The 14,332-nt window shown below is 29.1% G+C and carries 10 protein-coding genes; 8 read left to right on the forward strand and 2 right to left on the reverse strand.

From position 1 onward, the window contains the following. Window positions 1-264: 264 nt before the first annotated feature. The 5 genes from AC2JAQ_RS04040 (at window position 265) to AC2JAQ_RS04060 (ending at window position 6,149) form a co-directional block, all read left to right on the forward strand. On the forward strand, window positions 265-1,488 hold the full coding sequence (locus tag AC2JAQ_RS04040) for a sugar ABC transporter substrate-binding protein (RefSeq protein WP_488458025.1): 1,224 nt from the start codon (window positions 265-267) through the stop codon (window positions 1,486-1,488). A 69-nt stretch (window positions 1,489-1,557) separates the two neighbouring features. Beyond that, window positions 1,558-2,490, forward strand: coding sequence for a carbohydrate ABC transporter permease (locus tag AC2JAQ_RS04045; protein ID WP_488458026.1), 933 nt, complete (start codon window positions 1,558-1,560; stop codon window positions 2,488-2,490). Window positions 2,491-2,493: 3 nt separating this feature from the next. Beyond that, window positions 2,494-3,417, forward strand: a complete 924-nt coding sequence (locus AC2JAQ_RS04050) for a sugar ABC transporter permease (protein WP_488458027.1) — start codon at window positions 2,494-2,496, stop codon at window positions 3,415-3,417. Between the two features lie 20 nt (window positions 3,418-3,437). Beyond that, entirely contained in the window at window positions 3,438-4,469 is a 1,032-nt protein-coding gene (locus AC2JAQ_RS04055; RefSeq protein WP_488458028.1) for a LacI family DNA-binding transcriptional regulator, read from the forward strand. Window positions 4,470-4,865: 396 nt separating this feature from the next. Next, the gene (locus AC2JAQ_RS04060; protein WP_488458029.1) at window positions 4,866-6,149 is read left to right on the forward strand and encodes an L-cysteine desulfidase family protein; all 1,284 of its coding nucleotides are present in this window, start codon (window positions 4,866-4,868) and stop codon (window positions 6,147-6,149) included. A gap of 325 nt (window positions 6,150-6,474) precedes the next feature. Here the strand turns inward: AC2JAQ_RS04060 and AC2JAQ_RS04065 are convergent, their stop codons facing one another. Continuing rightward, complete coding sequence (locus AC2JAQ_RS04065; protein ID WP_488458030.1) at window positions 6,475-6,990, reverse strand: hypothetical protein; 516 nt, start codon at window positions 6,988-6,990, stop codon at window positions 6,475-6,477. A 352-nt stretch (window positions 6,991-7,342) separates the two neighbouring features. Here AC2JAQ_RS04065 and AC2JAQ_RS04070 point away from each other — a divergent pair, with 352 nt between their 5' ends. Both AC2JAQ_RS04070 and AC2JAQ_RS04075 read left to right on the forward strand, forming a co-directional pair. Further along, window positions 7,343-8,965 (forward strand): metallophosphoesterase, encoded by a 1,623-nt coding sequence (locus tag AC2JAQ_RS04070; protein WP_488458031.1) that lies wholly within the window; start codon window positions 7,343-7,345, stop codon window positions 8,963-8,965. Between the two features lie 185 nt (window positions 8,966-9,150). Then, the gene (locus tag AC2JAQ_RS04075; protein ID WP_488458032.1) at window positions 9,151-9,708 is read left to right on the forward strand and encodes a hypothetical protein; all 558 of its coding nucleotides are present in this window, start codon (window positions 9,151-9,153) and stop codon (window positions 9,706-9,708) included. A 116-nt stretch (window positions 9,709-9,824) separates the two neighbouring features. Here AC2JAQ_RS04075 and AC2JAQ_RS04080 read toward each other — a convergent pair whose 3' ends face one another. Then, window positions 9,825-10,445 (reverse strand): YdcF family protein, encoded by a 621-nt coding sequence (locus AC2JAQ_RS04080; protein ID WP_488458033.1) that lies wholly within the window; start codon window positions 10,443-10,445, stop codon window positions 9,825-9,827. 325 nt (window positions 10,446-10,770) lie between these two features. Between AC2JAQ_RS04080 and AC2JAQ_RS04085 the strand changes: the two genes are divergently transcribed. After that, the gene (locus AC2JAQ_RS04085) at window positions 10,771-14,157 is read left to right on the forward strand and encodes an endo-beta-N-acetylglucosaminidase (protein WP_488458034.1); all 3,387 of its coding nucleotides are present in this window, start codon (window positions 10,771-10,773) and stop codon (window positions 14,155-14,157) included. Window positions 14,158-14,332 lie beyond the last annotated feature (175 nt).

Consider the following 14,332-nt stretch of genomic DNA (forward strand, 5'->3'; position numbering starts at 1 on the left):
CTTTAAATTTAATAAAGTTTGCTTTAGCTAACCTTTAAAAGTTAGCTATTAAAATATTAATCTTATTTTATGTATTAGTGATTCTTGAGTTAGTTTTAATTAAAAAACTTTACAAAATTTCAAATAAAGAATTAGATATTATCAATAATATACATTAATTAATAAGGATATGTATGTCACCTTATGTAAATGTTTACAAATAAGATTTTAATTAATAATTAAAATAAAAAACTATAGTATAGAGTTTATGGGAGGTAATTAAAAATGATTAAGAAAAAGTTATTGGCAACATTATTAACTGGTGTATTAGTAACAACTATGTTTATGGGGTGCTCTGGTAGCGGAGACAAAACGGCTGAGGCATCAGGAAGCGGTACTGAATTAACAATTTGGACAAAACTACCTGAGAAAGAGGTGCCAGTATTAAAAGAAGCTGCAGATAATTGGGCTAAAGAAACTGGAAATAAAGTTAAGGTAGTAAGAGATGATGGAGATTTTCAAGCATTTTTACAAGCTGCTAACTCAACAAAAGGACCAGATATATATTTTGGATCAGCACATAATCAACTGGCAGCATATGAACAAGCAGGAATATTATCAGAAGTTCCATCTAAGTATGTTAAAGAAGATGAATATGTAGATAAAGGGGTTTGGGATGCTGTAACTGTAGATAATAAAAAATATGCTATTCCAATATCAGTAGAAACAACAGCGTTATATTACAATAAAGATTTAGTTAAAGAAGCTCCAAAAACAATGGATGAGCTTGTAAATGAAGCACTTAAAAAAGGTGAGGGTTCTTTCCAATTTAATATAAATGATCAATATACCGATTTAGGGTTTTTATTAACAAATGGTGGATACATATTTGGTAAAAAAGATGGTAAATATGATGTAAATGATATAGGACTTAATAATGCAGGATCTGTTAAGGGGTTACAAATGCTTCAAGACTTTGTTGTTAAAGATAAGTTCATGCCAGCAGATATAAGTGGAGATATAGCTTTGACAAACTTTAAAGAAGGAAAATCTATGTTCTACATATCAGGACCTTGGGATATACAAGGATTAAAAGAGGCTAATCTTAACTTTGGTGTATCCAAAATTCCTTCAATAGATGGTAAAGAATTTAAACCAATGTCCGGAGTTCAATGTGCTTTTGTTAGTTCAAAATCCAAAAATATAGATTTATCATGGGAATGTTTAGATTATTTAGTAAAAGAAACTCAAGAAGGTTTATATGAAAAAGGAAAAATTCCAGTAACTAAAGCTATGTTAGATAAGAAAGAAGTTAAAGATAACGAATATGTTCAAGGATTCTTAGGATCAGTTAAAAATGCAGAACCAATGCCAAATATTAAAGCTATGGATGCTGTTTGGGAACCATTAAAGAATATTCAAAGAGTACTTCAAGGAGAAAATCCACAAGAAGTTGCAAATGAAATTGTGGCTGGAGTTAAAAAAGGAATAGATTTACAAAAGCAATAAGATAAAAAAGGGGAAAACAATTCCCCTTTTTATTTAGAATTTAGAAAGTAGTATTGAGGTGAAAAATTTATGGTGAGAAAGAAAAGTAAGAATAAAGACAATTTAACTGCTTCAAAGTTTTTAGCACCAGCACTTATAAGCATGCTTATATTGTCAATAATACCCATAGCATTAACAATAGTAATTGCATTTACCGATTATAATCTAGAGACAGTAAATACTGGTTGGAAGTTTGTTGGATTAGAAAACTTTAAAAGTGTTTTAACAGGACCTTTAAAAGAGGTTTTCTTACCTGTTTTTGGATGGACAGTAGTGGCTGCAACAGTGATAACTTTTGGAAGCTTTGCTTTAGGATTGATCTTTGCAATAATTTTGTCTAATGAAGATATGAAAGAGTCATTTATTTATAAAGGGTTATTAATATTACCTTGGGCATTGCCTGCTACCATTATAATAATAGCATTCCAAGGTTTATTAAATAGTCAATATGGAGCTATAAATCAACTTTTACTTAAATTACATATTATAAAAGAGCCAGTTATGTGGCTTACAACAGTAGGACCAGCAAGATTAGCTTTAGTTTTAGTTAGTATTTGGATTGGATTCCCATACATGATGAATGTGTGTTTAGGAGGATTATCATCAATTCAAGATACATATTATGAAGCTGCTGATATTGATGGGGCAAATGAATTTCAAAAATTCTTTAAAATTACACTTCCATGTCTTACAAGAACTGCTTATCCATTATTAATTGGTTCATGGGCAATGAACTTTGGTAACTTTGGAGTGGCATTCTTACTATTCAAAGGCGGGCCAGTTAGACCAGACTCACCATTTGCAGGATATACAGATATCTTAGGCTCAGCAGCATATAAGATGTCAACTCAGTTTGGAAGATTCGAATTAGCAGCAACTCTATCAATATTAATGTTTATTATTGTTGGTGGTATTTCATTTTTCCAAATGAGAGCATCAGGTCAATTTAAGGAGGTGGATTAAGATATGAGTAGTATTACAAGATCAAAAAGTGCCAATTCAATAGAACTAAGCAAAAATGAAGAATCACTAGAAAATAAAAAGTTGGTTTATAAAAAGAAAATCAGTAAAAAAAGAAGAGTAAAGCTATGGATTAGTAGAGTATTTTTATGGATCTCAATACTCATAATAATTTTTCCTATATGGGCAATAATATCAGCTTCCTTATCACCAGGAACAAGTTTTTATGAGAATGGAATAATTCCTAAGGCAATAACTTTTGATAATTATAGACATATCTTTCAGGAAACAGACTTTTTAATTTGGATTAAGAACAGTTTAATAGTATGTTTTTGTGTATCAATAGTACAAGTTATAATGACACTTCCAGCGGCTTATGCTTTTAGTAGATTAAAATTTGCTGGGAAAAAATATGGATTAATGACACTTTTAATACTTCAGATGTTCCCAGCAACAATGGCAATTCCAGCTATATTATCAATAGCTTATAAATTACCATTTGGAATGGACAATATTCCTTTCTTAATATTGGTTTTATGTGGTTCAAGCGCATATAATATATGGCTTATGAAGGGATTTGTTGATGGAATTCCTAAGGAGTTAGATGAATCAGGGTATGTTGATGGAGCATCTCATTTTAAAATATTTATGAAAATAATTCTTCCATTATCAGCTCCTATGCTTATAGTAATCTTTTTCTTCTCTTTTATAGGAGTATTTGGAGAATTTATGATATCAGCAGCACTTTTAAAAGCTCCAGAAGTAAAAACATTAATGCTTGGATTAAATGGTATGATGAACAATGGTACAACTAGTTGGCCTAAATATGCAGCAGCAGCAATGGTAGCTACAGTGCCTATAATGATTATATTTATATCAATTCAAAAATTTATAGCAAAAGGTTTAGTAGCTGGGGCTGTAAAAGAATAAAGAAGGATTTAGGAGAATTTATGCAGATTAAGGATATAGCCAAAATAGCAGGAGTTGGTGTTGGAACTGTTTCAAGAGTAATAAATAATTGCTCAGATGTAAGCGATAAAACTAGACGAAAAGTAACTAAAATAATTGAAGAATATAATTACGTACCTAACAATAGTGCTAGACTTTTGAAGATGAATGATACACGAAATATATGCATATTTGTAAGGGGGGTATATAACCCGTTCTTTTCAGAGATTATTAATTACATTAGAGAAGAAATTTCAAAAGCAGGTTATTTTATGATACTTCAACAGGGAGAATATAAAAATGAAACTGAAGAAATAAAGAGTATGTTATCCTTGATTAAGGAAAATAAGCTTAAGGGCATCATTTCTTTAGGAGCTCAGCTTTATAATGTAGATAGCAAGTTATTTAAGGAAATAAAGGTTCCTATAGTTTTCACTTCAGCAGATGTACTAACTAAACAGGATATAAATTCAATTTCTACCATAAAGGTTGAAAATAGATACTCTGCTTACAAGGGAGTAAAATATTTAATTAATAAGGGACATAAAAATATTGCTATATTATTAGGAGATGAGGATGATAAAGGAATTAGTATAGAGAGATTCAATGGATATAAGAGAGCTATTCTTGAAGAGAAGTTTGCAATAAATAAAAAGTATATAAAATATGGAAAGTATGATTGCAAGCATGCATACAATAAAACTTTAGAATTGCTAGAAGAAAGCAAAGAAGTAACTGCTATATTTGCAATTTCTGATATTATGGCAGTAGGAGCAGCAAAGGCAATAACGGATAAAGGCCTTAAAATTGGAGAAGATATAGCTTTACTTGGTTTTGATGGTATGGAGATGACGAAATATTATTTCCCAGGAATCTCTACCATAGAGCAACCAAAGGAAAAGCTAGCAAAAGAGAGTATAAATCTATTATTAGATTTAATAAATAAAAAAAGTGAAAATAAACATATAGTGATAGAAACAAAGTTATTAGAGAGAGAGTCTACAATTAAAGAGTTTGGAAAAGTAGTTACTTAACTTTTAAAGAGGATGAAAGTTTTAATGGATTTTAATAAATTATATATAAAATAGAATTAGTTTGTAGAGAAATTTAGATTGGTTACTATAAGGTAAATTGAACACAAAAGTAGAGAATGGTTATATCAAATAATATGATAAGGAGAGTTAGTCTTGTCATGATTTTGATGTAACCTTTTTTATTTAAGGCTATATTTTAAATTAGTATTTATTTTTAGCTAGGTCTGAAAGTGTAGATAAAAATCACATTAACCTAAAATAGGGCTTTATTTAAATGATTTATTAGCTATAAATTACTTTTTTTAACAAATAGCAAAAGAGTTGTGTAATTGATTACATATTAATTCTTTAAATGGTATAATTAAGATATAAATTAAACTTGATGAAGGTGAGAATATGAGAGAGTTATACTTAAAAACATTAAAAAAAGAAGTGGTACCATCAGAAGGATGTACGGAGCCAATAGCAATAGCTTATGCAGCATCCATAGCAGCAGAACATTTAAATGGAAAAATAAAAAAAGTAAATATTTATTTAAGTAAAAATGTAATAAAAAATGCATTAGGAGTTGGAATACCTGGAACTGGTGGGGTTGGAATAGAAATAGCAGCTGCATTAGGAATCTCAATTCAAAAATCCTATAAAAAATTAACCATATTATCTAATTTTACAGAGGATGAACTAAAAAAAGCTAAGCAAATTGTAGAAAGCAATATAATAAATATAAAGCAAAAAGATATTGATAAGGCTCTTTACATAGAAGTAGAACTTTATTCTGAAATCTCAAAGTCTACAGTAATTATAGAAGATACTCATACTAATGTAACTTTAATTAAATGTGATAATGAAATTTTAATAGATAACAATAATGAAGTTAATGAAGAGTTAGAAGAAGATCATAAACTATTTAAAATAGAAGATATCTACAACTTTGCTAAAAAGGTAGATTTTGATGATATAAAATTCATCTTAGAAAGCGCAAAAATGAATGAAAGAGTATCAGAAGAAGGATTAAGAGGAGATTATGGTCTTCAAGTTGGAAGTAAAATAATTCAAAAAGGAAATTTCAATCTGTTTTCTAATGATGCTTCAAATAAAATAATTGCAGCTTCAGCAGCAGCTTCAGATGCTAGAATGGATGGTTGTGCAATGCCTATAATGACAACAGCAGGAAGTGGTAACCAAGGTATAGCCTGTTCAATTCCAGTAGCTCAAACAGCAAAGCTTTTAGAAAAATCTGAAGAAGAATTAGCAAGAGCTTTAGTTTTAAGTAACTTAGTTACAATTAGAATAAAAAAACATATGGGAAGACTTTCTCCTTTATGTGGTGCAGGAATTGCAGGGGCAACAGGAGCTTCTTGTGGAATAACTTACCTACTTGGAGGCAGCATAGAAAATATAAATTACTGTATAAATAATATGATTTCAGATCTTTCAGGAATGATATGTGATGGAGCGAAGGAAACTTGTGCTTTAAAAATTGCTACTGGAACAAACGCAGCAATTCAATGTGCAAACCTGGCTATGAACGGCATATCCGCAACATCTAATGATGGAATAGTTTCTAAAGATGTAGAAAAAACTATTGAAAGTATAGAAACATTAATTCAAAATGGTTTTAAAACTGTTGATGACACTATACTTAACATAATGCTTGAAAAGAAGAATAATAATAAATAAAGGGTTGTATTAAAACAAGTAAATAAAATTTATAAATATATTCCGAGAATTACTGGATTTTAAGTGAAAGTCCAAATTTTAATTTGGCTCTTGAACTTATACAATGGAACGTTAGTTACATTGTAGTCCTTATTTATAGCCATTATTCCGAAGATTTTGCTAAAGTGAAGAACTCCCATTGGTCAAACAACTTCGCTTCTTAACGTAAAATCTTCTACATAATGGCTTAAATTATAAAGCTTATCCATATATTCTCTTCATACTATTTATAAGTTTTATTGATTAAAGTTTTTAATACAACCTTTTTTATTAAGATTAGAATGATTTATTTAGAGTTTTGCATATGTTTAAATAAATTTTTTCTTGAAGCTAGTTTTACTAATAAAGCTACCGTTAATAAAGCTATTAGTAATATAATTAATGGACTTATTCCTGTTAATTCTATTAATTCATCTAGTTCAGTATGTAATCCAAGATCAGTAAATAATGAAATGAAAGGATAGAATATTAAGTATATTGAAATACTTAAAACTGAACATATGAAGAATATAAGAGTAAATTTATGATATAATCCATTTCTTAATGAATTATTAAATATAAGTACTAGTGCAAATAAAAATAATACAGGTATTGAAATACCAACTATAAGATTAAGCACATAAGAAAAGTTTCCGTAATTAGCATTTACTACAGAAATTCCATGACTAAATTGTAATTGTCCTCCACACATTAATCCAACAATGCCCTTTGAAATATTATGTAATAGATGAATGATTAAAAATGATAAAACAATCATAATTAATGTTGAAATAGTGTTTTTAAATTTGTTTGTTGTATTCAATTTTTTCAACTCCTTATTATAGCTAAATATTATATATGAAAATATGTTTTATAACTAACAATTTAAAGTTTAGCTTTTGTTTTAGTTAACTATTAAAATCTAATTAATTTAAAATTTTGAATAAAGTGTTAACTAATACTATATTAATATAAACTTTTTATGAACATAAGTAAAGAATTAAATAGAAGAATTGCAAATTTATGATTTTGTAGGAATAGACAATATACAATTTCTAAAACAAGGGATAAAGTAAAAGGGAAATGTATATTTTATGAAATACTTCAATTAAAGGAGGGAAGGGATTGCTGTAATTTTATAAGTTTTATAGCAATTAATTTATATGAGTGAATATATGGTAAATAGGATTTTAGGAAGAGACTTTGGTTTTTATAAGAGTCATGAGATTCCAAAAGAAGGCATACTTGAGTTTGATGTTTTTAGCGATATTCATATTGTTAGTGATAGTATGGAACATGAGCTAAGTGTGAAGTGGAATAAAGCAATTGAAAGTATTAAAAATGATTTTAAGAATTCTTCTGGAATCATGGTTTGTGGAGATTTTGCAGAATCTGGTGAGGAATATCAGTTTAAAACTTATTTTGATATATTAGATAAACACCATAAGGAATTAGAAATTTTAACTGCAATAGGAAATCACCAAGTTAGATGGAAAGATACTTGGAATGAACCTTATAGTTTATACATGAAATACAATAAAAAATATATGGGAGAAACTGAAGGAAAAATATATTTTGATAAATGGATTAATGGATATCATTTTATTTTTCTTAACACTGAATGGCATATTAAGGATCGTGCCTATATTTCTCAAGAACAACTTGATTGGTTAGATAAAGCTATGGGAGAAAGAGAAGAAGAAGATAAGCCTGTATTTTTATTTTTACATCAAGCTTTAAGAGATACTTATTGGAATAGTAATGAATGGGATGTTGGCGTTCAGGATTTTGCTTTAAAAGAAGTTTTAAGAAAACATCCTAAATGCATAATGTTTACTGGGCATATTCATAATGGATTAGGAAAGTTAGATGTTTTAAAAACTGAATATGGAATAATGGTTGATGTACCTGGATTTCGTTCAAATGATTATGGGGATTCTAGAGGCGAGATTGGATATCATGTAAGTGTCAATGAGGACAAAGTTCAAATAAGTCTATACGATTATAGAGAACATAAATGGATAAAAGATTACAACTATATAGTAGATTTAGACGCTAAGTTCTATGAAAAAGCAAAGATTTTAGATATTGATTTTAATAATTGTTCCTTAAGAGATAAATCTTCTTATAACAAATTAATTAATATTGAAGAAGAATTTGCTACAGGAATTTATGAAGGAAAGGCTTTGAGAATAAAAGATTTTAAAAGCTTAATTAATAAAGGAATATTTGATGAAGAAAATTTAATAATTTCATCTCAAAATAGTGAGTTCACAATTTTGTTTTGGAGTAAGATTAATTGTGAGGAGTGGCACCAAATTGCTATAAGTAAAAATAATGAAAATAAATTAAAATACCATATGGATGGAGATGTAATTCATATGGAAGAAAGAAATCAAAATGATATTTCTTTAAATAAAGCTTTTATAAATGGAATTTTGAAATTAACTAAGTTTAAAGAAAATGAAATAAAAGAATTATTAATTGATGAGCTCAAGGTCTATAAAAAAGCATTAGGAAGTGCAGAACTAGAAACAGCGTACAATCCTTTTAGAATTAAAGTGGAATCTAATAAGATAATAATTTCTTGGAAGGAATTTATAGACAAGGAAATAGAACCTGCATATATAGTTTTAAATGGTGAAGAATATTGTAAAATTGATTTAAATGAAAATAGCAAAGAGATAACTGGGTTAGAGCCCAATAAGGAATACACAGTAATTATTGTTGATAGAGAAAAATATAATCATAGAAACTTTAGAAATGCATATTCCTTTGTTATTAAAACAAAAAATTAATATAATAAAAATATTTTAGTATAAGATAATAATCTTAAAATTCTATCTGAAAATCAACATTATTTAGAACATATAGCCATTTCAAAAAACATATATACAAACGTTTTCAGAATGTGTTATAATAAAGTAAATAAAATGTTAATAATTTGATGCGTTTGTATATATTTGAATATGGAGATGAGGAGATGAAAAGGTTAATCACAATTATATTAATTATTGGATGTTTTGGCTTAGGGGCATGGGCAATATCTGAGCATTACATCAATTTAAAAGAAGAAAGATTTAATAATATTATAGAGAATGCAAATAAAGCTATTGATAATAGAGAGTATAAGACAGCTGAAATATTATTGGATAAAGCAAAGATTATGGATCACAAATCAGATATAGTATGTGAAAAAATAGATAAAATACAATTTAACAAGGAACAAAATGAACTTTATGATAGAGGATTGCAATTAAAAAGAGCACGAAGATATTCAGATGCAATAGATGTTTTCAGTAAGATTACTGATAAATCAGGAGATTTGAGAGATAAGAGTAGCGAAGAAATAAAAGAGTGCAAGCAATGTATGATAGTATATTTTTCAGATAAAGCAAATGAAGCTATAAGAAGAGGTGATATAGAAAAAGCTAAATATCTTGTAGTTAAAATAGAAAGAGTTGATGAAAATAGTCCAGAAATAAATATAATAAATACAAAAATAGATAATTTTAAAGAAGATGGGTCTGTATCAAAATAGCTCAAAAAAACTTATAAATATATAATTTTCATAATATTTATAAGTTTTATTTTTGAGTTTTAATACAATCCCATCTATTTTTATTGCTGATTTTATTTTAAAACATAAGATTATTATTAAACAATATCTTTAGTATCTAAAAATGTCTCTTGTAAAAGTAATTTAATCATAGCAGGAAATTCTCTAACCATATATTGAACTCTAAGAACTATAGGAGTTTTTGATGGAAGCCCTTCATTTTTTATGTCGAAGTAATCTGCAATTTCCATAGCTCTAAATAGATGAAAATCACTTGTTACTATTAATATTTCATCTTTACTAGCATTTCTTTCATCAAGAATTTTTTGACTGAATTCTAAGTTTTGAAAAGTAGATTTAGATTTATCTTCCTCTATAATTCTATTAGGATCAATTCCTTTTCTAACAAGAAAATCTTTCATTGCTTCAGCTTCTGGAATTAATTCATTATGACCTTGTCCACCAGAAACTATTACCTTAGTGTTGGGATGAAGTTCCAAATAAGCTAGCCCAGCATCTAGTCTTTCTTGGAGGATAGGACTTGGCTTGTCTCCTTCTAATCCAGCACCTAAAATTATTTCATAGTCTACATCCTTAAGTTGGTTTATCTTTTTAAAAGTCATCATTTTATATGTTAAAAAACCTTCGAAAATAATGAAGGCTGCTATAAGTAGACCTATTACAACAGCTATTCCAACAAAAATTTTCTTTTTAATCAATCTCTCACTTCCTTTGTTTTTACCTTCAAGTAATGTAATATTTATCCTTAAGAATATTTTCTCATATATACCTTACAGAGTTATGATTTAAATGTGAAAAAAATATTACAATATTCAATATTTATACAATATTTTTAATACTTAGTTATATTTATATATCTTAATTAAATTTAGAAAAGTTTATGTTTAAAGGAAATAATTTTAAATATAAAATTTCGGAATATATATTATCTATTTTAAAATAGCATAAATTAATTTTGGAAAAATATAAATATAAAGTAGTACATTTTTACTACAACTTATATTTTAAGGGGGAAAAGTAAGTATGAATTTTAAAGGAGTAATGAGTAAACGATTACTATCTATATTATGTCTAGTATCAGTAACAACATCTTTATTTACTTTAGGAGCACCTAAGGAAGTTAAGGCTTCTCAAAACACTCCATATGATCAAAAGGAGTCATTAGCTCCACTTGGACAAGGGTATAGCATAGATGATTTATTGAATTGGACACCGGAGAGCGATCCAGATACTAAATATAATAGAGCTAGTATTGAAAGAAAAGATAGGTTTATGGGTGACATAGTAAATAAAAATGCTCATCCAGAGGCTAGAATAATGAATTGCGCTTTAACTAATCCATTAACAGATAATGCGCCAGTTCAAGGAACAGAATCAATTAATGCTTATGTTTTCTCATATTGGCAATATATTGACTCTTATGTTTATTGGGGAGGTTCTAGTAAGGGAATATTTTTAATGCCAACAGCAGATGTAATAGATGTTGGACATAAGAACGGAGTTCCTGTTTTAGCTACAATAGGATTCCCATGGGGAAGTGGAGCAGGGCATGTTGAGCAAGTTAGAAAATTTATTCAAAAAGATGAAAATGGAAATTTCCCAGTGGCAGATAAAATGATAGAAATTGCTAACTACTATGGATTTGATGGTTACTTCTTCAACCAAGAATCTTATGGATGTAATAAAAATGATGCAGATTTAATGATAGAAATGCTTGAATATATTAGAGAAAAAGATCCAGATATAGTTATTGGATGGTATGATTCCATGGTTTCCACAGGAAATGTGTCTTATCAGGATTCATTAAATGATAGAAATGCACCATTTTTCCAAAATGGAGATGTTAAGACTACTGATCAATTTTTCTTAAACTATAACTGGAGTAAGTGGAAGATTGATACTACTGTTGATACAGCTAGGGGACTAGGAAGAAGTCCTTATGATGTTTATGCAGGGTTAGATGTTCAACAAAATGCATATAATACAAGCTTTAGAGTAGATCAACTGCTAGATGAAAATAATAAGCTTAGAACTTCTTTAGCTATGTATTGTCCAAACTCTACATTCTCAATGGCTAAGGATGCTTATGATTTCTATAATCATGATCAAAAATTCTGGGTAGGACCAACAGGAGATCCTTCAAAGTCAGATACTAATTCTTCTTGGGCTGGATTAGCAAACTATGTTCCAGATAGATCAGCAATTAATGATTTGCCATTTGTAACAAACTTTAATTTAGGTCATGGGGAAGATTATTATATAGATGGAGAAGTTTCAAGAAATGAAGAGTGGAATTATAGAGCGCTTCAAGAATATCTCCCAACTTGGAGATGGATTGTTGAGTCAAATGGAGCAAAACTTTCTCCAGAATTTGATTTCAAGGCAGCTTATAATGGTGGTTCATCTTTAAAAATACAAGGGAATTTAGAAGCATCAAATCCAAATCATATTAAGCTTTATAGTACAAATTTAACTTTAGAAAAGGAATCAACAGAATTATCAATTGTTTATAAAACAGAATCAGCTCCTAATATGAAAGTTGGATTATGTTTTGGAGAAAATTATGATTATGAAAACTTTACTTTCTTTGATGTTACTAAAAATAGTAATGGAGAATGGACAGAGGTTAAAATTCCTTTAGGAGAGCATGTAGGAAAAACTATTTCAGCTATATCTTTAGAGTTTGAAAGTGAGTCAGATATAGAGAACTTTAATATAAATATAGGTCAAATATCTATAGAGGATACTGAAGCAAATAATAAGGGATTAAAAACTGGTAAAGTTGTTTTGGAGGAATCAATGGTTCACCATGCTAACAGTGCCGAGGCGAGAATTTCTTGGAGCGGATTAGAGAGTGGAAATGAGGAAGATTTAGCATTCTATGAAGTATATAGAATTAAGCCAGATGGATCAAGAGAGCTTATGGGGGCAACTCCAAATGATGCTTATTATGTTCAAGACTTTGAGAGACATGGAGAAGAAATGAATTTTGAAATAGAGGTAGTTCCTGTAGATGTTAACTATAATAGAGGGACTGGAGAAAGAGTTACTTTTGATTGGGGAATAGCTCACGATGCAACTGAGGTTCCAGATAATAAAGAACTTGTTAACTTTGCGTTGAATAGACCAGTAACAGCAAGTAGAGAAAATAGTGGAGAGCCTGCTATGAAAGCTGTTGATGGAACTGTAGAAAATAATAGTAAGTGGTGTGCGACTAATGCTTATTCAGGATGGTTAAATGTTGATTTAGGAGAAGCAAAGACTGTCCAAAGATGGGTTGTTATGCATGGAGAAGCTGGTGGTGAAGCAAAGGAAACTAATACAAACGATTTTGCTTTAGAGGTTTCATATGATGGAGGAAAAACTTATGAGGCGGTTGATACTGTAAGAGGAAATACTGATGCCGTTACAGATAGAAATCTAGTAGAACCAGTTACTTCTCAATACTTTAGATTAAGAGTAGATGACTCAGGTAATTCACCATGGAGTGCTATAAGAATATATGAATTTCAATTATTTGAGGATACTTATACAGAGCAAGTTGACTATATTCCTATGAGATTTGTAAGTGCTAAGAATAATATTGGAGCTAATGACTCTGTAGTGATTACAAGAGGAAAAGAAGGACAAACAGTAAATCTTTATAAATCCATAGGAGATGAAACTCCTTTTGCTACTAAAATTATTGATGGAAATGGAGAGGCTAAGTTCGAGGATTTAGATTTAGGTAGTGAAGAAGGAAGAGTTTATTATGCTATAGCTGAAGATGGAAAAGAAGAAAGCTTAAAAATGAGCGTTGAATATGAAAATGAGGCTTGGACTGAAACTAGTATTCCAGGAAGTTATGAACTAAAACCTTATATAGCACCAGGAACTACTGTAGAATCTTCAAACTATGGAATATTAGAAATAAAAGGATTAGGTGAAGGAGACATAGTAAGTCTATATTCAAGTATGGATTCAATTCTTCCAGAAAAGACTTCAGTTAAGGTTGGAGCAGGAGAAAGTTCTGCTATTTTAGATAGAATAGAAATAAATAAGGATGGAGGCTCATTCATATTAGAAGTTAAGAGTCTAGGTAAAAAGGCTGTTAGATATGAAGTTAAGTATAATGGTTTTGGAGAAGTTGAAATGGAAGTAAAAGTTGAAGCACCTAAAAACCTAAAAGCATTGGATGTCCAACAAAGAAATATAAAGTTAGGATGGGAGGCTCCGCAATCAACTTATGGATTAGAAGGATATGTAATTTATAAGGATGGTAAAAAGATTGCAGAGGTTGAAAAAGATGTCACTGAATACAATGTTGAGAAGTTAAATAGACATACAATATATAACTTTAAAGTAGCAGCTAAATATTCAAATGGAGAATTATCACAAAAAGAAACACTAACTTTAAGAACTGCTAGGTAATAAAATAATTAAATAACAGTAGGTGGAATGGAAGCACTTAAAGCAATTGATGAAAATTACTCAAAGTATGATGTTTTTCAAACACGAAGCATAACTAAGGAGGAAATCAAACATATTTTATGGCTAAAGTCGGAGTAGACCAAGAGGTTTCTGGAAGTTCTGTTTCTTTAGTAAT

This window comes from Clostridium sp. LIBA-8553, assembly GCF_057782465.1.

What these genes read in the sequence shown, in the direction of transcription:
- AC2JAQ_RS04040 (WP_488458025.1), top strand. Translation starts at nt 265, where the DNA reads ATGATTAAGAAAAAGTTATTGGCAACATTATTAACTGGTGTATTAGTA.
- AC2JAQ_RS04045 (WP_488458026.1), top strand. Translation starts at nt 1,558, where the DNA reads ATGGTGAGAAAGAAAAGTAAGAATAAAGACAATTTAACTGCTTCAAAG.
- AC2JAQ_RS04050 (WP_488458027.1), top strand. Translation starts at nt 2,494, where the DNA reads ATGAGTAGTATTACAAGATCAAAAAGTGCCAATTCAATAGAACTAAGC.
- AC2JAQ_RS04055 (WP_488458028.1), top strand. Translation starts at nt 3,438, where the DNA reads ATGCAGATTAAGGATATAGCCAAAATAGCAGGAGTTGGTGTTGGAACT.
- AC2JAQ_RS04060 (WP_488458029.1), top strand. Translation starts at nt 4,866, where the DNA reads ATGAGAGAGTTATACTTAAAAACATTAAAAAAAGAAGTGGTACCATCA.
- AC2JAQ_RS04070 (WP_488458031.1), top strand. Translation starts at nt 7,343, where the DNA reads ATGGTAAATAGGATTTTAGGAAGAGACTTTGGTTTTTATAAGAGTCAT.
- AC2JAQ_RS04075 (WP_488458032.1), top strand. Translation starts at nt 9,151, where the DNA reads ATGAAAAGGTTAATCACAATTATATTAATTATTGGATGTTTTGGCTTA.
- AC2JAQ_RS04085 (WP_488458034.1), top strand. Translation starts at nt 10,771, where the DNA reads ATGAATTTTAAAGGAGTAATGAGTAAACGATTACTATCTATATTATGT.